The sequence below is a fragment of the Pseudomonas haemolytica genome (assembly GCF_009659625.1).
Lineage (GTDB): Bacteria > Pseudomonadota > Gammaproteobacteria > Pseudomonadales > Pseudomonadaceae > Aquipseudomonas > Aquipseudomonas haemolytica.
In genome coordinates, this window is record NZ_VOIW01000001.1 from 824,879 (window position 1) to 843,516 (window position 18,638).

The following is an 18,638-nucleotide window of genomic DNA, read 5'->3' on the forward strand; positions in this document are numbered from 1 at the left end:
GCCCGCTTGTGAGCATGAGCATGGCCGCGCGACAAGGGGCAATTACTGGATCAGGCCAAACTCTTTGGCCAACACTTTGTAATCAGCCACCTGTTTTTTCACATAGGTGTCCAATTCCGGGCCGGTCATGGCGAACGGGAACAGCTCGCGCTGGTCACGCAGTTTGGCGAAGTCTTCGGAGGCCAGCAGTTTGTCGAACGCGTCTTTCCACCAGGCATAGTCGGCATCGCTGACTTTTGGCCCGAGGTAGAAGCCGCGTACCACCGGCCAGACGATGTCGTAGCCTTGCTCTTTGGCAGTCGGAATGTCCTTCATTTCCGGCTCGTCCAGGCGCTGTTCCGAGAACACGGCCAGCAGGCGCATGTCACCGCTGAGGATGTGTGGCATGGAGTCTGAGATGTCGGTACTGCCTACCTGAATATGACCGCCGAGCAGGGCTGTGGCGATTTCGCCGCCGCCTTCGAGCGCTACATAACGCAGCTCCCGTGGGTTGATCCCGGCCGCCTTGGCGATCAATGCGGTTTGCATCCAGTCCTGGCTGCCGACGGTGCCGCCGGAACCGATCACCACGCTACCCGGATCTTTCTTCAGGGCTTTTACCAAGTCGTCGAGGGTCTTGTAGGGCGAATCACTTTTCACCGCGATGGCACCGTAGCTGGTGCCGACGGCCGCCAGCCAACGCACGGCGCTTTCATCGAAACGCCCGAATTTGCCTTGGGCCAGGTTCAACAGCGAACCGCTGGACCAGGCCACCAGGGTGCCGGCGTCCGCTGGCCGTTGGGCGACCACGGCGTTATAGGCCACCGCGCCCACACCCCCAGGCATGTAGGTCACGCGCATCGGTTTGCTCAGCAACTTCTCGTTGACCAGCGCGCTTTGCGCCAGCTTGCAGGTCAGGTCAAAGCCGCCGCCGGGGGAGGCCGGGGCGATGCATTCCGGGCGCTTGGGTTCGTCGGCGGCCAGCAGTTGGCCGGCGAACAGCATGCAGCCGGCGGCGAGGGCAAGTTTACGCAGTGAAAGCGTCATGGTTATCTCCATCGTTGTTGTTATAGGGGGCTACTACCCGCGCACGACGCTATCGCTCACCCGCATGCGCACTTCATCCGCATCACGGGCTGAAGAGTGAGAACGGCACAGGGCACTGGCGAGGGCGGTTTGGGTCATGCGGGAAGAACGAGCAGGCGGGCAAGCCTGTGGCTGTGACGACAGCATCGTGATGTACTCCGTTATTGTTCTTATTTTGACGAAAACGCATCGAGGCGTTTTTCGCGCGCTACGGATCAGATAGCTCGGCAGGCATAGACCACCGTCACTCGATGCTAAAGTGCGAAGCTTTCACTAACCTTTCAATTGCCTTTCAATGTTTTCCGGCTTCACAGGGCGGGTAGCGCCTGTAAACTCGCCGGCCAGCGGGCCCATGAAAAGCCGCGTCGACCATCCCCCATGAGGTAGAAATCCATGCGTGTCCTTCTGGTTGAAGACCATTTGCAACTCGCCGACAGTGTCGCCCAAGCGCTCAAGAGCATGGGTTTGACCGTCGACGTGCTGCACGATGGCGTGGCGGCGGACCTGGCCTTGGGCAGCGAGGACTACGCGGCGGCGATCCTCGATGTGGGCTTGCCGCGCATGGACGGTTTCGAGGTGCTGGCGCGCTTGCGCGCCCGCGGCAAGAACCTGCCGGTGTTGATGCTGACGGCACGCAGTGATGTAAAAGACCGCGTGCATGGTCTGAACCTGGGCGCCGACGACTACCTGGCCAAACCATTTGAACTGACGGAACTCGAAGCTCGGGTCAAGGCGTTACTGCGACGCAGTGTGTTGGGCGGTGAGCGCCAGCAGGCTTGCGGGGTGCTGGTCTACGACCTCGACACCCGGCGCTTCACGGTCGGTGGCGACCTGATGACATTGACCTCCCGTGAGCAAGCCGTGCTTGAAGCCCTGATCGCCCGGCCGGGGCGGGTGATGAGCAAGGAGCAATTAGCTTCCCAGGTATTCGGTTTGGACGAAGAGGCCAGCCCCGACGCCATCGAAATCTACGTGCACCGCCTGCGCAAGAAACTCGACGGCCAGCCCATCGCCATCGTGACTTTCCGCGGCCTTGGCTACTTGCTCGAAGCTCGCGATGCATAAGCCCAGCAGCCTGCGCTGGCGCCTGCTGTGGAACCTGGCGCTGTTGCTGGTGCTGTTGATGCTCGCCAGCGGCATGAGCGCGTATTGGAACGGTCGCGAAGCCGCTGACACTGCTTATGACCGCACCTTGCTGGCCTCGGCGCGCACCATCGCCGCCGGTTTGACCCAGGTGGACGGCACCCTCAGCGCGAATGTGCCGTATGTGGCGCTGGACACCTTTGCCTACGACAGTGCCGGGCGTATTTATTACCAAGTCAATGATATTGATCAGAAGCTGATATCCGGTTACGAAAACCTTCCCGGCCCGCCACCCGGCACACCGCGCACCGACGATTACCCGGCGTTGGCGCGCTTCTACAACGCGATGTACCAGGGCCAGCCGGTACGGGTGGTGAGCCTGCTAAAGGCCGTCTCTGAACCGAACATGAATGGCATGGCGGAAATCCGCGTCGCGGAAACTGACGAAGCACGGGTCGCCATGGCCCGCAGCTTGATGGCCGACACCTTGTTGCGCCTGGGCATGCTGGCCATCGGTGCGCTGCTGCTGGTGTGGTTCGCCGTGAGCGCTGCGTTGCGCCCGTTGGAGCGTCTGCGTACGGCGGTAGAAGAGCGCCAGCCTGATGACCTGCGGCCATTGCCGCTGGTGGAGGTTCAGGATGAGTTCGGCCCGCTGGTGCGTTCCCTCAATCACTTCACCGAGCGCCTGCGCGGGCAGTTCGAGCGCCAGGCGCAGTTTATTGCTGACGCTGCCCACGAACTGCGTACGCCGCTGGCTGCGCTCAAGGCTCGTCTGGAGCTGGGCTTGCGCGCCGAAGAACCGACCACGTGGCGCAGCACCTTGGAAAGCGCCGCCCAAGGCACCGACCGCCTGACGCATTTGGCCAACCAGTTATTGTCCCTGGCCCGTATCGAAAATGGTGCCCGGGCCATTGCCGAAGGGGGCGCGCAACTGCTCGACCTCAGCCAGTTGGCTCGCGAGCTGGGCATGGCCATGGCGCCGCTGGCTCATGCACGGGGAGTGGCCTTGGCGCTGGAGGCGGACGAGCCGGTATGGCTGCGCGGCGAGCCGACACTGTTGAACGAGTTGCTGAGCAACCTGGTGGACAACGCCCTGGCCCACACGCCACCCGGGGGCAACGTCATTCTGCGGGTGACCGCGCCGGCGGTGCTGGAGGTCGAGGATGATGGCCCGGGTATCCCGCTGGATGAGCGGGACCGGGTGTTCGAGCGTTTTTATCGACGTAGCCAACAGGGCATGGGGTCTGGCTTGGGGCTGGCAATCGTCGGGGAGATCTGCCGTGCGCACTTGGCGCAGATCAGCCTGCATGATGGCGAGTCGGCCGGGTTGAAAGTACGCGTGAGTTTTATCGCCGGTTGATCAGTAAAACATCGAGCGCGCTTCATCCAGTTCGGTGCGCAGGGCATCGCTGCAGGGGTCGATGCGCAATTTCTTGATGGCCGGCAACGTAGCCATCGGCACGTTCGCCAGGGGATGGTCGGTGCCGCGGTGGCAGTACAGCGCGGCGACTTGCACCAGGTCGATGTAGTCCAGGTTCGCAGAGTCGCGCGTCAGGTCCAGGTATTGACCAGGCAGGTTCACCAGCATTTCCGGGAAGTCCCAGACGCGCAGCAGCTTGTCCCCCAGCAACGGGTGGATGCTGTCGATGACATGGTTGAGGCTGACCGGGTCGGACAACAACTCATAGTCATCCTCGGCGTACGTCAGGATCGGCAGCACGCCAATCTGATGCACCAAGCCACCCAAGGCCGCCTGGTCTGGCTTGAGCTGGCTGTGGCGACGGCACAAGGCGTAACTGACGCCCGCCACTTCCAGGCTGCGACGCCATACATCGCGCATTTTCTGCTCGACCACATCGGAGCGAGCATGAAAGATCTGCTCCATTACCAGGCCGATGGCCAGGTTACTGCTGTAGTTGGTGCCCAGCCGCGTGATGGCCGTGTGCAGGTCGGTGACTTCCTGGCTGGCCCGTAACAGCGGGCTGTTGACCACCTTGATCAGGCGCGCCGACAAGGCGGTGTCGCGACTGATCACCTTGCTCAAGTGGCTGATACTGATCTCCGGGTCTTCGGCGGCCTGGCGAATTTTCAGGGCCACCTCCGGCAGTGTCGGCAGAACCAGGTCATCGTTGCCGATGGCCATCACCAAAGCCTGTTGGACTTTTTCCGCCAGCTCGTTCATTCATGCTCTCTAGGGTGTTGCAAAAAGGTACGGCGATTAGCGCTGGATCTCGCGATCACGGTCCAGTTGATAAGGCAGGTCCAGCAGGTGCAGGCCGGGGCCTTCCAGTGTGCTCAAACGCACGTCGCCACTGTCGGCAGCTTCGGCTTGCAACACGGCGAGAAGTTCAATCGACTGGTCTGCTTTTGCCGCGATGACGACTTCGCCGATCGCGCTATTGTGGCTGGGGGAAAACAAAGGCGTGCCAGGCTCGGGTAATTCGGCCGCCTCCAGGCTCAGGCGATACAGGCGTCGCTTGAGTTTACCCAGGTACTGCATGCGCGCGACAATTTCCTGACCGGTGTAGCAACCTTTCTTGAAACTCACGCCGCCTACGGCTTGCAGGTTGAGCATCTGCGGGATGAACAGCTCGCGAGTCTGCGGCATCACTTGGCCGATACCCGCACGGATCTGGCCCAGTAGCCATGCATTCAAGTCAGCCTGCGGCAATTGCGCGGCCAGTTGGCTGCGCACGGCGTCAGATTGTTCACTGGGCACCCAGAGTTCGGCGCGGCCGGGGGAGACACGGATGGCGATCAATGTATCGGTGCGCACCACACTGTCGGTCTCGACCGGTAGTTCCAGGCCAAGGGTGGCGAGGGAGGCGTCTGCGTCCGCCAGGCCGAAGCGAGCCCAGGCGGCGCTTTCGTCGGTGAGTTTGGATTTGGAGAACACCGCGTACTTTTTCAGGTCCGCCAGCTGTGGTTCGAGCAGCTCGGTGGCCATGGCCAGGAGTACGCCGTCCCCTTGCAGCAGGATGCGGAAGCTCGACTGCATGCGGCCTTTTTGCGTGCAGCGCGCGCCCAGGCTGGCCTGGGTGTCACTCAGGTAATTGAGGTTGCAGGTCAGTTGGCCCTGCAGGAACTTGGCAGCATCGGAGCCGCGGACGGCGAGAACGCCTTCGTGGGACAGCGGGCAGAAAAAAGCAGAGTCAGCCATGGGTCATCGCAGATCAAAAAGTCATGGGTGCATCATAGAGGGGCGCCCGGCAAATGGATAGTTTCCGTATGGGGCGACCAAAGCCGACTGTTCCGGTCTCGTCGGGGCTGTATACTTGCGCTCTATTTGAGGAGCGCTCCATGGTCGAAGATGTAGAAATCAATCGCCTCTACTGGCACAGCCGTCGTGGCATGCTGGAGCTGGATGTGTTGTTGGTGCCGTTCACTAAAGAGGTGTACGCGACGCTCAATCAGGTGGACCGCGACCTCTACGTCAGGTTGCTGACTTGCGAAGACCAGGACATGTTTGGCTGGTTCATGGAGCGAGCCGAATCTGAAGATCCGGAGCTGCAACGCATGGTTCGGATGATCCTGGATCGTGTCCAGCCCAAGTAATCGCTTCGAATGCCGCTGGCAGGCCTCACGGCTGCTGCTGGCGGTGTATCTGCTTGCCCAACTGATCGCGCTGGGTAGCCTGCTGGTTCTGCACCTGTCTTATTCGAGCCTCGGCATCCTGTTATGCCTGGCTCACTGCGCCTGGGTTTTACCGCGCCATATCCTGCTTAATCACCGTTCGTCGATTCGTGGCCTGCGCCGTGACGATGACGGTTGGCAACTATGGAGCGCCGCACGTGGCTGGCACGCAGTACAACTGCGTCCCGACAGTCTGGCCTTGCCGTTGATCGTGGTGTTGCGCTATCGAGTGCCCGGTGAGCTGCGGGTGCGCTCGATCTGTGTGCCGAAGGACGCGCAGGCCGCCGATATACACCGGCGCCTGCGGGTGCGCCTGAAGTTCAGCCGCCGTAGGTGGTCGGCACCAGGATAGTGTCGAGGGCTTCGGGCAGCATCTGCGGGTAGTCGAGGGTGTAATGCAGGCCTCGGCTTTCCTTGCGTTCCATGGCGCAGCGGATCATCAGCTCAGCTACTTGGGCGAGGTTGCGCAGTTCAATCAGGTCGCGGCTGACCTTATAGTTGCTGTAGAACTCGACCCTGTGAGGCTAAACCCAATGGATACAGGGGTTTCAGCCGATGACCGTCAACCACCACTCCCCAAGTGGGACAAACCTGTTACAAACTGCGCTCGCCAAGCCGTACCACTATCGCCGGTCTGGTCGCTATTACCTTCGCCTTCGCCCTCAAGGAACCGTTAAGGGCTTCTTCACGCTGTCACTTAGGACTACCGACAAGGCCACCGCAATGACCATCTCCGACGACATTCTTTCGACTCTCAAGGCTTACCACTTGGACAACCCTGAGGCGTCATGGGACGAACTCCGTGAGCGCTTGATTGAGTTCGCTGAGTACAACCTGACGATGGCACACGGTGACAGCTCACTGGTCGCTTACGAGATGATCAACGATGAGCATCACTTGGCGTTGCGTAAGGCATCCGCAAAGTTGCCCCTGAGCATCAATCAGCAACGGGCAGTGAGTAAGGCCCTTGAGATCCTTGAGGCTTCGCAGGAGCGTATGCGGGGCCGGTCGGGGAAACTGGTCGAGATCGTGAAGGACCTCAATGGCGAATCTTGTGGCACGTCTGTGGCCCTCTCCCTGCCCTTATCTGTAAGTGCTCTTTCAGGTCTGACATTCAAGGACCTCTCCGCGCTCTACATGGCGGAACGCAAAGACAGCATTCAGGTCAGCACCATGCGGGACGTGAAGTCATCGTGTGAGGCTATCGGCACGATCCTTGGCGACTTGGACATGAAGACCCACACACGGGAGGACATGAAGAACCTTCGGAACAAGCTCCTTGAGGACCGTAAGCCTTCGACGGTTAAGAAGCTGCTGACCCGGCTATCGACGGTCATGGATTGGGCTGTGAATAACGGCTACCTCGACAAGAGTTTTGATAAGGGTCTGAAGCCAACGAAAGGCGCTGACAGTTCCCGTGAGGCGTTCTCTCAGGATCAGGTAAAGGCCCTAATGGCTCACGCTAAGTCCCTTCCTGTGGACGCATGGCAGCGCTGGGCGTTGTCCCTTGGGGTGATCACTGGGACCCGTATTGAGGAGCTTAGGCAGTTGACCAAGGCTGACGTTAAACAGGTCAGCGGCGTGTGGGTCATCGACATTAATAGGAACGATGGCAAGACGGTCAAGACCAAGAATGCTCTCCGTGTTGTGCCTCTGACTGATGGCGCTTATGGTTTTGATCTTCAGGCGTTCCTTGAGTTTGTCAGGAAGGCCGACTCTCGGCTGTTCACCTTGGGAGCTGGTCAGTTCTCGAACGTGCTTAATGGGGCGCTACGGGATGTCTTGAGCTTGAAAGCTGATCGGACCCAGACCTTCCACTCGTTGCGTCACTCTCTGGCCGGTGCCCTGAAGGCCGCTGAGGTGCCTGTGGGGACCGCTGAGTCCATCTTGGGGCACGCCTCGGGGTCGATCAGTTATGACCTGTACGGGGCTGGGAGTGCGGTTGAGGTAAAACGAATGGCCGAAGCTCTGATTGAGGCATTATCAGAAGGCTGATTCGAGGGTCGCTGGCGTTCGATCTGTACGGAGGCAATGCGAGCGCCTCAATGGTGCTTATGGTGTGCGGGCTTCAGGAGATTCGCTGGGTATGTGGTAGCCTTCAGCCATTACGGGTTGAAAGGAATCCATTGCAAATGGGCCTAATGAGTTTTTTTAAGAGGCGGAGCGAGCCAGCGCCGAAGGTTTACCCTGTGAGTAGTCCAGCGGTGACAGACCTTGTAGCTGATGTGTGCTCGGCGCTCAAGGCGCAGTACCAGTTACTCTGCGGTGGTGAAGATAGAGGAAATCCTCCATTAGTTCACTGGACCAACGACGGAAAACCGATTATTGATCTTTGGCTGATGGGCTATATAAGTGGTTTTTATGATGCAGCCAGTCAAAGTCGAGGCTGTCCATTCGAGCTTAATGCGCTGGAGCTTATTTTTTGCGTGTTCTATGGTGAAGAAGATGCAAGCGCGGCGGTGGCGCAATATCACGTAGTGCGCATGGCACTTAAGTCAGATTCGGAAGCGGCGAAGCTCTTCGGCTTTGATGAGTTCGAGGAAGGTATGCTTTCTGGAGGTAACGAGCTATTCGAGTGGCTGAGCAAAAAAATTCAGTGTCCGCTAAAAGTTTACAAACGGTATAGCGGGATGGCTTAGATTTAGTTTGTGCTCTGAGCGCTATTCCTTATCGGTACCACGGTCCGAAGCGATTTGGAGCTGGGTGAAGCAGCAGGTGAGTCCGTCGATCAGCGAACTGCGTCTTACAGGGCGGAGTGGTCGGAGACAGCGTAGCCAGTTGTAGCGTGTGGCTTAACTAACAAGTTGGCAGCACGTTCGACGAAGATTTAAAAACCCTCACCCAAAGAGGGACAGGCTAAATCAGCGTTGCTTTCCTTTCAAGATGCCGCAAGGTCACCTCAAGGTGGCCCTCTGCGGGCAAGGCGTGTACGTCCAGTGACCACCGCTACCTCTTTCAGGTAGCCCAATATCCAAGACGTCATGACCACCAAGCGCAGCCCTAACGGGATCTGCGGGACCAGCATCAGGTCCGCTGTAGCGATTCTGTCTGCGCGCTTCGTGTGAATAGACCCTTGATAGGTTTGGGCCTCCTATCTCTGATCGCACAGTATAAAGGGGCCTTTTAACTTAAAGATCTCTACAAGATGACTCTAAGATTAAGTTTTATTGGTTTAGTTCTATAAATAATAAAACCTTAAAGAGAATGCTCTTAGAGTTACCTTAAGGTCGATCATTAAGATCTTGGGTCTACCTTCGATGTCGTGGTTGTAGAAGTGTGACCGTAGCGGCTCGTTGGTACTCCAGTATGACCAGATTAAAAACCCTCACAAGAACAGGGACAGACCGCTAAGCTAATCGGTCGTTCTGAATTCCTCTACGCCCGTCGCTGGGCTTTTATCAACGTCAAGTCTTTCTGAATGCTTCTTGAGCCATGGTCGATGCCCGTAGTGGGGCCTTGACGGTCGGCCTGTGGGAGCGAACTCAGGGAGCATTCAAAAGGAGTCCACTACTATGCTGGCCAACACCAATAACCAAACTGACCTGCTGCCTATCGTGATTGAGGGGCAGACCTTCAAGCCGAACGAAGATGGAATGTGGAATCTCAACGAGATCGCCAAGACTCTGAATGTTCGGGAACCGGGTCAGTGGCGTAATGCTGTTCAAGCTGCCCTGATCAAAGATGCAAATTTGCATGTCTCCCACGGTAACGGGACCCTTGCAACAGAAGAGGGCGCAATTGCATACGCCATGTGGGTTTCAACCGACTTTTACCTGATGGTCATTCGTGCGTTCATCGCCATGCGTAACAGTGCCGTCCGTGAGCTGCGCCATAAAGATGCCCTTCTGGACGCAAACATGCCCAAGGCTACGACTCTCGACATGAAGGCTCGCGGCGCGGGTCTGACATGGACCGAGGCTTGCCGTGTGGCTGGTATTCAACAGCCTCGACTTGCTCTTGAATTTCTCGCAAAGGGGACGATGTTCGTTCACGTCTGTGACGATTTTGGTAGCCGTACTGGTCAGATCCGACCAAAGCAGCAAGGTTTCTCATCAGGCGCCTTTGTGGCGATCTCATCGGACTTCGGCAACCGTGAAGGCTGGAGGGTCAAACCCCGTGGCCTTGACTGGTTGCGTGCAAATACTGAGACCATCAACGTCGGCGTAGCTGAAGCCAAGGCCGCTCAGGCCAAAGCTAAGAAGGCCGCTCAGGCATCCCGTGTGGATCGCTGGGGCCGTGCATGCAAGGAGGCACAGCTATGAGCAGTTCATTCCTCGACCAGCTCAATGCCCTGTGCGTCACCCCCGCGTCCCGCGTGAAGTTGCTGACCCTCCGTGGCATCTGGCGTGATCGACGTGCCCGTAACAGCTTCTATTGCGAGTCATCATGCGGGGTCCATTTGGATTCCCTACTGGCCCACCTCGAAGCCAATCACCCCGGTCTGAGCGCCTTCGTTAAGTCGATCATCGGGTCACCATCGCTCCACATCGACGCGGTACTCCGTGCACGCTTAAAGGTCCCTTTAGGGAAAGCTCAACGCATCATCCATCTACTGTAACGCCGTCCGCCATCGGCACCAAGATCACACCCCGCCAAGTTACAGACCCGTGATCGTACCAACCCAAACCCAGAAGATATTGATCATGTCCTTGAGAGGTCCGTGCGGCTACTCCTTGCCATCTGGTCACGTTGCCTCTATGCGGCAGGGCCATGAATCAATGTCTCGAATTTAGGAGACACCTACCATGCAATTGAACATTCAAAACGTAACGCCCGAAACTGTTGAAGTCCAAGGCCAGAGCGTGACCCGTACCTTCGCTGAAGGCGTGATGCTGTCTGGGCTGATCGCTGGTGCAGGTAAGAATGATTCGGCCCGTGAGGCCATCGTTAAGCAATACCTTGACGCTGGTCTGATCGCTGATGCGTTCCCCGCTGTGGTCCGAGCAGTTCGTGCTCGTGAGGCCCATTCAGCAGCCGAGCGTGAGCGCCAGTTAGCTGAGTCTCGTGCCCACGCTGAGCGCGTTGCTTCCTATGCGACCCCTACGGCCCTTGAGGTCGCCCGTCGCCGTGCCAAGCGTGAGGCCCGCGAAGCTGAATACCGTGCACGTGGTGCTGCTATCCGTGCCGCTAATGGCCGGTCCTCATGGTCCTCGTGGGAATGACTCACGGGCAACCTACTGACTCACACCGTCTTGCCTCCGGTGGCGCTGGCTCTTGTTGGCGTCCCGTTGAACCCCTTCAAGTAAACTTTCAGGAGATACTCAATCATGCCTACTCGTAAACAGAACGCTTTCAAATCCGCCGACCACCGCGAGAACACTGACCGTTACAGCGCACCGACTGCCTATGAGCAGGCCGTGTGGGGCAATGGTGGTAACCTTCAGTTCAACACCCAGGCATCCACAAGCGCCCCATGCAGTGACGGCAGCGTCGCCGCTGAAGGTATCGTTGCGGTCCTTGACGACTTCTTTAATGGTGGCGAATGGCACCAGAACGCCGTTGATGCTATCCCGTGTGAGTTTCGACCTAAGGGCACTGAGCCGACCCCTGTGCAACTGGTCAACATGGTCGACCGCAACGTCGAGTTCGACCCACGTAAGTCGATCTACGACACCTCGACCATTACAAAGGGTGAAGCTGTTGCCGGTGACGTGATCTTTACGGAGCCCACTGATACCGCCGCGTTCTTCTCGCACCGTATGACTCTGTTAGATGCTCATGTGGTGGCAGGTTTCACCAGCAACTCCATCGGCCAAATGCTGGATAAGGCCATGCAGGACTTTGAGAAAGCGTGCGGCTCTACCATCGTGGACATTCTCCTGAAGTCCCCAAGTGTCGAGGTCAAGGAAGTCACCATTGCTGGCACTGGACCACGTGATCGTGCTGAGGATTGGATTGACCAACTAACACTGAGCATCAACCACTCAGTGGGCAACTCCCTGAGTGACTTCGTGCTGCTGATGCACATGACCGAACAGGCAATCCTTGAGCGTGCTGCCCAGCGTGCAGGCGTAGATGATATTGAGGACCTGTTGGGCTGCCGTACCCAGTTCTATTCGGATGGCAACCGTGGCGTCTTCATGCTCCCTAAAGGCTTCGCCTCCCTGTCGTTCCGTGAAGGTAACGACGGTGATGTGTGGTCAATCCTCGCCAGCCGTAACGCCTCGGTACAGGGCTGGGACATCGAAATCACCGGTATCGCTGACGTAATGGCTCAGGCCAAGGTCAAGCTGAAGCTGGCAAACCCAGCGGACCCTACTGAGAAACTTCAGGTCGAGACCGTAGACTTTCCGCTGATCACCCGTGTGGTCGTCAAGCCGTAACACCCGCTGTATCCATGAGGTCCGTAATGGGCCTCATGGGCGAGCTGTTTAGTTGCTATGCTTGGGCATCGACCATGTTACGGCAAGGCCAGCCATGAGTTTTACTCTCTGTTATACCTACAAGGACAAACGGGTGGTTACGAAGATACAAGTCGATCACCTGACCCCATATGCAGCCGTTTGCTTTGCCCTGCTCCAGTCAGGGGCCACCAACGACTCAAGTGGTGGAGGCTGGCCTAAATCCTATGAGGGCATCCTTGAGATTGCCACTCAATACGGTCTCACAAACCTGACGGTTCACCGATCCCTTAACTCTTAGGACAACTTCATGGACACGTTTAGCGCGGCCTACGGGCCTGCGTTGGTGTTCATGTGGCCTTCTGGCTGTATGGGTGCCTCAAGGGCACCTCATGAGGATCTGGCACAAAAATCTGAGTGACCACCTGTAACTACTAACCTGCGCGCTTACCCCCATAGGCCCTCGCATGCTCGCTCAGGCGCACGATAAGGACCCTTGCGGGCAGGTGATAAGGACTTCAGCGTTGGGACAAATGTGCGCCAAAGCTGTTACAAACTGGGGCCCCATGGTGCTACGCTATGGCTCCTAACGTGCCTCATTTGTCGGGTGTAAGGATCGTATCCTTCGCCTCTGGCAGCAGCTCTGGATAGTCCAACGTGTAGTGCAGACCCCGAGATTCCTTACGTTTCATGGCAGACCTGATCATCAGTTCCGCTACTTGAGCAAGGTTCCTCAATTCAATCAGGTCTCTGCTTACGCGATAGTTGCTGTAGAACTCGTCGATCTCATCCAGCAGCAAGCGCACCCGGTGTTGTGCACGCTGCAAGCGCTTGTTGGTGCGCACGATCCCCACGTAGTCCCACATGAAGCGCCGTAGCTCGTCCCAGTTGTGCGCGATGATCACGTCTTCGTCCGAATCGGTGACCTGGCTGGCGTCCCAGCGGGGCAGGGCGGCCGGTACCGAGATGCGCGACAGTTGTTCAAGGATGTCCTGCGCCGCTGAGCGTGCGTACACGAAGCACTCGAGCAGTGAATTGCTGGCCATGCGGTTGGCACCGTGCAGGCCGGTGAAGCTGGTTTCGCCAATGGCGTAGAGGCCAGGTACGTCGGTGCGGCCATGCTGGTCGACCATCACGCCGCCGCAGGTGTAGTGCGCCGCGGGCACCACCGGGATCGGGCCTTTGGTGATGTCGATATTGAAGGTCAGACAGCGTTCGTAGACGGTCGGGAAGTGGGTCTTGATGAACGCTTCGGGCTTGTGGCTGATGTCCAGGTACACGCAGTCGATACCCAGGCGCTTCATTTCATGGTCGATGGCGCGGGCGACGATATCGCGCGGTGCCAGTTCGGCGCGTGGGTCGAAGCGCTGCATGAAACGTTCGCCATTGGGCAGCTTCAAGTGCGCGCCTTCGCCGCGCAGGGCTTCGGTGATCAGGAAGCTCTTGGCTTGTGGGTGATACAAGCAGGTGGGGTGGAACTGGTTGAATTCCAGGTTAGCCACGCGGCAGCCCGAGCGCCAGGCCATGGCAATGCCGTCGCCGCAGGCGCCGTCGGGGTTGCTGGTATAAAGGTAGACCTTGGCGGCGCCGCCCGAGGCCAGGATGGTGAAGCGTGCGCCGTAGGTATCGACTTCACCGCTGGCGCGGTTGAGCACGTAGGCGCCCAGGCAGCGCTCGCCCGCAAGGCCCAGGCGTTTTTCGGTGATCAGGTCGACGGCGACGCGTTGCTCGAGCAATTCTATATTGGGGCGTTGGCGGGCCTGGTCGAGCAGGGTCTTGAAAATCGCGGCGCCGGTGGCGTCGGCAGCATGAATGATTCGACGATGGCTGTGGCCGCCTTCGCGGGTCAGGTGGAACTCAAAGCCGCCATCGTCACTGCCAGCATGTTCATCGCGGGTGAACGGTACACCTTGGTCGATCAACCATTGGATGGCTTCGCGGCTATGCTCGACGGTGAAACGCACGGCGTCTTCATTGCACAGGCCACCGCCGGCGTTGAGGGTGTCTTCGACGTGGGATTGCACTGTGTCGGTGTCGTCCAGCACAGCGGCGACACCGCCCTGGGCCCAGAATGTCGAGCCGTTGGCCAGGTCGCCTTTGCTCAAGACTGCGATACGCAGGTGGCTGGGCAGGGTCAGGGCAAGGCTCAAGCCGGCTGCGCCGCTACCGATCACCAGGACATCGTGTTGAAACTGTTGGCTCATTGAATGGATTCCGCAAAAAGCGATCCGAAGGAGCGGCGCGAACAGGACGCCTGGATCGGCGAATCAAAGGGGCACACGGGCCACTAGTATATAGAGGGGGGGAGCGGCACAATAGCCAGGCATTCGTGGCATTGTGAGATTATGCTGCGCAGCTTTGGGAAACAGCCGGTAGGCGGGACGGGAACTTTTTGCATAAGCCCCGACTCAATAGCAGGTTGCCCGAAAGCTGGGAAGACGTTGAGTTTATTGGCCCGTCGGGAGCATTGGACGCGTCACGAAACCGGCGACAAGATTATTCGCGCAGCCGGCACCGCCCGGGCTGCGTTTTTCGTGTGTGCCAAATCAGTGCATGCCGGAAACTTGCTTGAAGGGGGAGAACTTTTGCGAAAAGCCCGAGTCTATGTTTGCAAGCCTGATCGTTTAGTTATGCAAGCCTCCTTCAAGTACAACGAGGAGTGTTCATGCTAACCCAGGAAGAGGATCAGCAGCTGGTCGAGCGCGTACAACGCGGCGACAAGCGAGCATTTGATCTGCTAGTGCTGAAATACCAGCACAAAATTCTCGGGTTGATCGTGCGGTTTGTGCACGACACCCATGAAGCGCAGGACGTTGCACAGGAAGCCTTTATCAAGGCGTACCGTGCACTGGGAAATTTTCGCGGTGATAGTGCGTTTTATACGTGGCTGTACCGCATCGCCATTAACACGGCGAAAAACTATCTGGTGTCTCGCGGCCGCCGCCCACCAGACAGTGATGTTAGTTCAGAAGATGCAGAATTTTACGATGGTGATCACGGCCTCAAAGATCTCGAGTCGCCGGAGCGTGCATTGCTGCGCGACGAGATCGAAGGCACCGTCCATCGCACAATTCAGCAACTGCCAGAAGATTTGCGTACTGCGTTAACTTTACGTGAATTCGATGGTCTGAGTTACGAAGACATTGCGAGCGTTATGCAATGTCCGGTGGGGACTGTAAGGTCACGGATTTTCCGGGCCCGGGAAGCCATCGACAAAGCCCTGCAACCATTGTTGCAGGAAAACTAAAGACAGCGGCGACAGCCAAGAGAGGAACCGCCATGAGTCGTGATGCCCTGCAGGAATCGCTGTCCGCAGTGATGGATAACGAAGCGGATGAACTGGAACTTCGTCGAGTGCTTAACGCATTTGATGATGCCGAAACCCGTGATACCTGGTCTCGTTACCAAGTCGCTCGGGCGGTGATGCACAAGGATCTTCTAATCCCTCGTCTGGATATTGCTGCGGCCGTTTCTGCTGCGCTTGCTGATGAAGCCGTTCCGGCAAAAGCTGCACGGGGTCCATGGCGTAGCCTGGGTCGCCTGGCAGTGGCTGCTTCGGTAACCGTCGCTGTACTGGCCGGGGTTCGCCTGTACAACCAGGACGAGATTGCGGGTAACGAGTTGGCGCAACAGACTCAGCAACCGGTCATGGCCGGCCCGCAAGTCAAAGGCCCGGCTGTACTGGCAGGCTACAAGGAAAGCTCCGATACCACCGGCCCTATGGCTAATGGTGTACTTCAAGGGCAATCCGGCTGGCAGGACCAGCGTCTTCCAGGCTACCTGCGTCAACACGCACAGGAATCGGCCTCGAAAGGCGCCGAAAGCGCTCTGCCATACGCTCGAGCAGCAAGCCAGGAAAACCGCTGATCCGCTAAGGAGCCCTATGCGCGCCATACCGCTCCTTACGCTTTTGCTCAGTAGTTGGTTTGCACTACCCGCCCATGCCGATGAAGCCCAAGACTGGCTGATTCGACTTGGGCGTGCAGAGCAGCAGCAAAGTTTCGAAGGTACGTTTGTCTACGAACGTAATGGCAGTTTTTCTACCCATGACATCTGGCATCGTGTCCAGGATGGTCATGTCCGTGAACGGTTGCTGCAGCTTGATGGCTCGGCTCAGGAAGCCGTACGAGTGGATGGCCGGACGCAGTGCGTCAGTGGCGCCCTGGTTGCTGGCCTCAGTAACTCTCCTGATGCGTCTTCGCGTGCATTTGATCCACAAAAACTCACTCAACTCTATGAACTCGCCGTCATTGGTAAATCCCGCGTGGCCGGTCGTAATGCAGTGATTGTGTCGATCAGGCCGCGAGATCAATACCGCTATGGCTTTGAATTGCACCTGGACCGTGAGACCGCGCTGCCGCTTAAATCCCTGCTGCTTAATGACCAGGGGCAGTTGTTGGAGCGCTTTCAGTTCACTCGGCTGGAAACCTCGGTAGCTCCCTCCGACCATGACTTGCAGCCCAGTAACGAATGCTCGCCGGTAGCCGTTTCTACACGTAAAGAGCCGGACATGCCTGCCGCCCAGGCGTGGCATCTGGATTGGCTGCCGACAGGTTTTCAACAGATCAGCAGCAACACACGCAAAAATCCCCAAACGAAATCAACAGTCGACAGCTTGATGTACGATGATGGGCTGGCGCGTTTTTCTGTGTTTCTTGAGTCAACCAACGACGCGGACGTCAATGAAACCCGCACTCAGGTAGGCCCAACCGTAGCCGTATCCCGGCGCTTGAATACGGTAGAGGGTGAAATGATGGTGACGGTCGTGGGTGAAATTCCTATCGGCACTGCTGAGCGTATCGCGTTGTCGCTGCGCAGTGAGAAGGCCGCTGCCAAGCCGTGAGATGGTTAATCTAATGTTCATCCTGATCTTTCAATCTGTGCCCAAGTTTGGTTAGGTGCTGAACGTATGAAATTTCTGGATCAGCATTTTCACTTGCAAAAATTCCTCATGTTTTTTATAGGTCAGGGTTTGTTGGCTCTGGCCTTGTTTTGTTCGCGGAACAAAAATGCCGATCGCAATATTCGGCGTTTATTGAACCCTGTCGCTCAACCTTGCTCGTCGTAACGGGAGCTGTATGTCGATACCACGTTTGAAGTCTTACCTATCCATAGTCGCCACGGTACTGGTGCTGGGTCAGGCCTTGCCTGCGCAAGCAGTCGAGCTGCCTGACTTCACCCAACTGGTGGAGCAGGCCTCGCCTGCGGTGGTGAACATCAGCACCACGCAGAAACTGCCGGATCGCAAAGTCTCGAACCAGCAGATGCCGGATCTGGAAGGCTTGCCGCCCATGCTGCGCGAGTTCTTCGAGCGAGGCATGCCGCAACCACGTACCCCTCGCGGTGGTGGTGGCCAGCGAGAAGCCCAGTCCCTGGGCTCCGGCTTCATCATTTCACCTGACGGCTATATCCTCACCAACAACCACGTGATTGCCGATGCCGACGAGATTCTCGTGCGCCTGGCTGATCGCAGTGAACTCAAGGCCAAGCTGATCGGCACCGACCCGCGTTCCGACGTAGCCTTGCTGAAAATCGATGGCAAGGACTTGCCGGTGCTCAAGCTGGGTAAATCCCAGGATTTGAAGGCCGGCCAATGGGTGGTAGCAATCGGTTCGCCGTTCGGCTTCGATCATACCGTTACGCAGGGCATCGTCAGCGCCATCGGTCGTAGCCTGCCGAACGAAAACTACGTACCGTTCATCCAGACTGACGTGCCGATCAATCCGGGCAACTCCGGTGGCCCGCTGTTCAACCTGGCCGGCGAGGTGGTGGGCATCAACTCGCAGATCTACACCCGTTCCGGGGGCTTCATGGGCGTGTCTTTCGCGATCCCGATTGACGTGGCCATGGACGTTTCCAATCAGTTGAAAAGCGGTGGCAAGGTCAGCCGTGGCTGGTTGGGCGTGGTGATCCAGGAAGTGAACAAAGACCTGGCTGAGTCCTTCGGTCTCGACAAGCCGGCTGGCGCCCTGGTTGCACAGATTCAGGATAATGGCCCCGCGGCCAAAGGCGGTCTGAAGGTCGGCGACGTGATCCTTAGCATGAACGGCCAGCCGATTGTCATGTCGGCCGACTTGCCTCATCTGGTCGGTGCGCTCAAGGCCGGCGGCAAAGCCAAGCTGGAAGTGATTCGTGATGGCAAGCGCCAGGCCGTTGAACTGACCGTCGGCGCCATCCCGGAGGAAGGCGCGACCCTTGATGCCCTGGGCAACGCCAAGCCAGGTGCCGAGCGCAGCAGCAACCGCCTGGGTATTGCCGTGGTTGAACTGACCGCCGAGCAGAAGAAAACCTTCGACCTGCAGAGCGGTGTCGTGATCAAGGAAGTGCAGGACGGCCCGGCCGCCTTGATCGGCCTGCAGCCTGGTGACGTGATCACTCACCTGAACAACCAGGCGATTGACACCACCAAGGAATTCACCGACATCGCCAAGGCGTTGCCGAAGAATCGCTCGGTGTCGATGCGCGTCCTGCGTCAAGGTCGTGCGAGCTTCATTACCTTCAAGCTGGCAGAGTAAT

The 18,638-nt window shown here is 58.0% G+C and carries 18 protein-coding genes and 1 pseudogene; 14 read left to right on the forward strand and 5 right to left on the reverse strand.

What is annotated here, in order from left to right; genetic code table 11:
- Nucleotides 1–42: 42 nt before the first annotated feature.
- A complete protein-coding gene (locus FRT59_RS03780) occupies nt 43–1,032 on the reverse strand; it encodes a Bug family tripartite tricarboxylate transporter substrate binding protein (protein WP_161793256.1) in 990 nt (329 codons plus the stop codon).
- 426 nt (nt 1,033–1,458) lie between these two features.
- On the opposite strand from FRT59_RS03780, the gene FRT59_RS03785 reads away from it, so the two are divergent.
- Complete coding sequence (locus FRT59_RS03785; protein ID WP_034118599.1) at nt 1,459–2,130, forward strand: response regulator; 672 nt, start codon at nt 1,459–1,461, stop codon at nt 2,128–2,130.
- Nucleotides 2,123–3,508: a sensor histidine kinase gene (locus FRT59_RS03790; protein ID WP_153870431.1), complete on the forward strand. Its 1,386-nt coding sequence runs from the start codon at nt 2,123–2,125 to the stop codon at nt 3,506–3,508. Before FRT59_RS03785 ends, FRT59_RS03790 begins: the two co-directional genes overlap by 8 nt.
- Here the strand turns inward: FRT59_RS03790 and FRT59_RS03795 are convergent, their stop codons facing one another.
- Nucleotides 3,509–4,330, reverse strand: coding sequence for an HDOD domain-containing protein (locus tag FRT59_RS03795; protein ID WP_034118601.1), 822 nt, complete (start codon nt 4,328–4,330; stop codon nt 3,509–3,511).
- Between the two features lie 36 nt (nt 4,331–4,366).
- On the reverse strand, nt 4,367–5,308 hold the full coding sequence (gene ygfZ, locus FRT59_RS03800) for a CAF17-like 4Fe-4S cluster assembly/insertion protein YgfZ (protein ID WP_153870432.1): 942 nt from the start codon (nt 5,306–5,308) through the stop codon (nt 4,367–4,369).
- A 140-nt stretch (nt 5,309–5,448) separates the two neighbouring features.
- Here ygfZ and FRT59_RS03805 point away from each other — a divergent pair, with 140 nt between their 5' ends.
- The gene (locus FRT59_RS03805; RefSeq protein WP_014717362.1) at nt 5,449–5,703 is read left to right on the forward strand and encodes an FAD assembly factor SdhE; all 255 of its coding nucleotides are present in this window, start codon (nt 5,449–5,451) and stop codon (nt 5,701–5,703) included.
- A complete protein-coding gene (locus FRT59_RS03810) occupies nt 5,687–6,133 on the forward strand; it encodes a protein YgfX (RefSeq protein WP_198809581.1) in 447 nt (148 codons plus the stop codon). The genes FRT59_RS03805 and FRT59_RS03810 overlap by 17 nt, the downstream gene beginning before the upstream one ends.
- On the opposite strand, the pseudogene FRT59_RS03815 reads toward FRT59_RS03810, so the two are convergent.
- A pseudogene (locus FRT59_RS03815) lies at nt 6,102–6,293 on the reverse strand (L-aspartate oxidase); the annotation flags it as partial. The gene FRT59_RS03810 and the pseudogene FRT59_RS03815 sit on opposite strands and share 32 nt — an antisense overlap.
- 43 nt (nt 6,294–6,336) lie before the next feature.
- Here FRT59_RS03815 and FRT59_RS03820 point away from each other — a divergent pair.
- The 6 genes from FRT59_RS03820 (at nt 6,337) to FRT59_RS03845 (ending at nt 12,104) form a co-directional block, all read left to right on the forward strand.
- Entirely contained in the window at nt 6,337–7,776 is a 1,440-nt protein-coding gene (locus tag FRT59_RS03820) for a tyrosine-type recombinase/integrase (RefSeq protein ID WP_020301029.1), read from the forward strand.
- 194 nt (nt 7,777–7,970) lie between these two features.
- Nucleotides 7,971–8,420: a hypothetical protein gene (locus FRT59_RS03825; protein WP_131672185.1), complete on the forward strand. Its 450-nt coding sequence runs from the start codon at nt 7,971–7,973 to the stop codon at nt 8,418–8,420.
- 873 nt (nt 8,421–9,293) lie between these two features.
- Nucleotides 9,294–10,043, forward strand: a complete 750-nt coding sequence (locus FRT59_RS03830) for a hypothetical protein (RefSeq protein WP_020301031.1) — start codon at nt 9,294–9,296, stop codon at nt 10,041–10,043.
- Nucleotides 10,040–10,339, forward strand: coding sequence for a hypothetical protein (locus FRT59_RS03835; protein ID WP_020301032.1), 300 nt, complete (start codon nt 10,040–10,042; stop codon nt 10,337–10,339). Before FRT59_RS03830 ends, FRT59_RS03835 begins: the two co-directional genes overlap by 4 nt.
- Before the next feature lie 187 nt (nt 10,340–10,526).
- Entirely contained in the window at nt 10,527–10,943 is a 417-nt protein-coding gene (locus FRT59_RS03840; protein ID WP_020301033.1) for a hypothetical protein, read from the forward strand.
- 105 nt (nt 10,944–11,048) lie between these two features.
- Nucleotides 11,049–12,104 carry a hypothetical protein gene (locus FRT59_RS03845; protein ID WP_020301034.1) on the forward strand — a complete coding sequence of 352 codons (1,056 nt, stop codon included), beginning with the start codon at nt 11,049–11,051 and terminating at the stop codon, nt 12,102–12,104.
- Nucleotides 12,105–12,718: 614 nt separating this feature from the next.
- On the opposite strand, the gene nadB is transcribed toward FRT59_RS03845, so the two are convergent.
- A complete protein-coding gene (gene nadB / locus FRT59_RS03850) occupies nt 12,719–14,326 on the reverse strand; it encodes an L-aspartate oxidase (RefSeq protein ID WP_153870433.1) in 1,608 nt (535 codons plus the stop codon).
- 461 nt (nt 14,327–14,787) lie between these two features.
- Here nadB and rpoE point away from each other — a divergent pair, with 461 nt between their 5' ends.
- The 4 genes from rpoE (at nt 14,788) to FRT59_RS03870 (ending at nt 18,637) form a co-directional block, all read left to right on the forward strand.
- Nucleotides 14,788–15,369, forward strand: a complete 582-nt coding sequence (gene rpoE / locus FRT59_RS03855; protein WP_003172477.1) for an RNA polymerase sigma factor RpoE/AlgU — start codon at nt 14,788–14,790, stop codon at nt 15,367–15,369.
- Between the two features lie 32 nt (nt 15,370–15,401).
- Nucleotides 15,402–15,989 carry a sigma-E factor negative regulatory protein gene (locus FRT59_RS03860; RefSeq protein WP_034118616.1) on the forward strand — a complete coding sequence of 196 codons (588 nt, stop codon included), beginning with the start codon at nt 15,402–15,404 and terminating at the stop codon, nt 15,987–15,989.
- 16 nt (nt 15,990–16,005) lie between these two features.
- Entirely contained in the window at nt 16,006–16,965 is a 960-nt protein-coding gene (locus FRT59_RS03865; RefSeq protein WP_153870434.1) for a MucB/RseB C-terminal domain-containing protein, read from the forward strand.
- A gap of 235 nt (nt 16,966–17,200) precedes the next feature.
- Nucleotides 17,201–18,637, forward strand: a complete 1,437-nt coding sequence (locus FRT59_RS03870) for a DegQ family serine endoprotease (protein WP_153870435.1) — start codon at nt 17,201–17,203, stop codon at nt 18,635–18,637.
- The last annotated feature ends 1 nt before the right edge of the window (nt 18,638 follow it).

What these genes read in the sequence shown, in the direction of transcription:
- FRT59_RS03820 (WP_020301029.1), top strand. Translation starts at nt 6,337, where the DNA reads ATGACCGTCAACCACCACTCCCCAAGTGGGACAAACCTGTTACAAACT.
- FRT59_RS03870 (WP_153870435.1), top strand. Translation starts at nt 17,201, where the DNA reads ATGTCGATACCACGTTTGAAGTCTTACCTATCCATAGTCGCCACGGTA.
- FRT59_RS03840 (WP_020301033.1), top strand. Translation starts at nt 10,527, where the DNA reads ATGCAATTGAACATTCAAAACGTAACGCCCGAAACTGTTGAAGTCCAA.
- nadB (WP_153870433.1), bottom strand. Translation starts at nt 14,326, where the DNA reads ATGAGCCAACAGTTTCAACACGATGTCCTGGTGATCGGTAGCGGCGCA.
- FRT59_RS03805 (WP_014717362.1), top strand. Translation starts at nt 5,449, where the DNA reads ATGGTCGAAGATGTAGAAATCAATCGCCTCTACTGGCACAGCCGTCGT.
- FRT59_RS03865 (WP_153870434.1), top strand. Translation starts at nt 16,006, where the DNA reads ATGCGCGCCATACCGCTCCTTACGCTTTTGCTCAGTAGTTGGTTTGCA.
- FRT59_RS03785 (WP_034118599.1), top strand. Translation starts at nt 1,459, where the DNA reads ATGCGTGTCCTTCTGGTTGAAGACCATTTGCAACTCGCCGACAGTGTC.
- FRT59_RS03795 (WP_034118601.1), bottom strand. Translation starts at nt 4,330, where the DNA reads ATGAACGAGCTGGCGGAAAAAGTCCAACAGGCTTTGGTGATGGCCATC.
- FRT59_RS03790 (WP_153870431.1), top strand. Translation starts at nt 2,123, where the DNA reads ATGCATAAGCCCAGCAGCCTGCGCTGGCGCCTGCTGTGGAACCTGGCG.
- FRT59_RS03835 (WP_020301032.1), top strand. Translation starts at nt 10,040, where the DNA reads ATGAGCAGTTCATTCCTCGACCAGCTCAATGCCCTGTGCGTCACCCCC.
- rpoE (WP_003172477.1), top strand. Translation starts at nt 14,788, where the DNA reads ATGCTAACCCAGGAAGAGGATCAGCAGCTGGTCGAGCGCGTACAACGC.
- FRT59_RS03860 (WP_034118616.1), top strand. Translation starts at nt 15,402, where the DNA reads ATGAGTCGTGATGCCCTGCAGGAATCGCTGTCCGCAGTGATGGATAAC.
- FRT59_RS03830 (WP_020301031.1), top strand. Translation starts at nt 9,294, where the DNA reads ATGCTGGCCAACACCAATAACCAAACTGACCTGCTGCCTATCGTGATT.
- FRT59_RS03845 (WP_020301034.1), top strand. Translation starts at nt 11,049, where the DNA reads ATGCCTACTCGTAAACAGAACGCTTTCAAATCCGCCGACCACCGCGAG.
- ygfZ (WP_153870432.1), bottom strand. Translation starts at nt 5,308, where the DNA reads ATGGCTGACTCTGCTTTTTTCTGCCCGCTGTCCCACGAAGGCGTTCTC.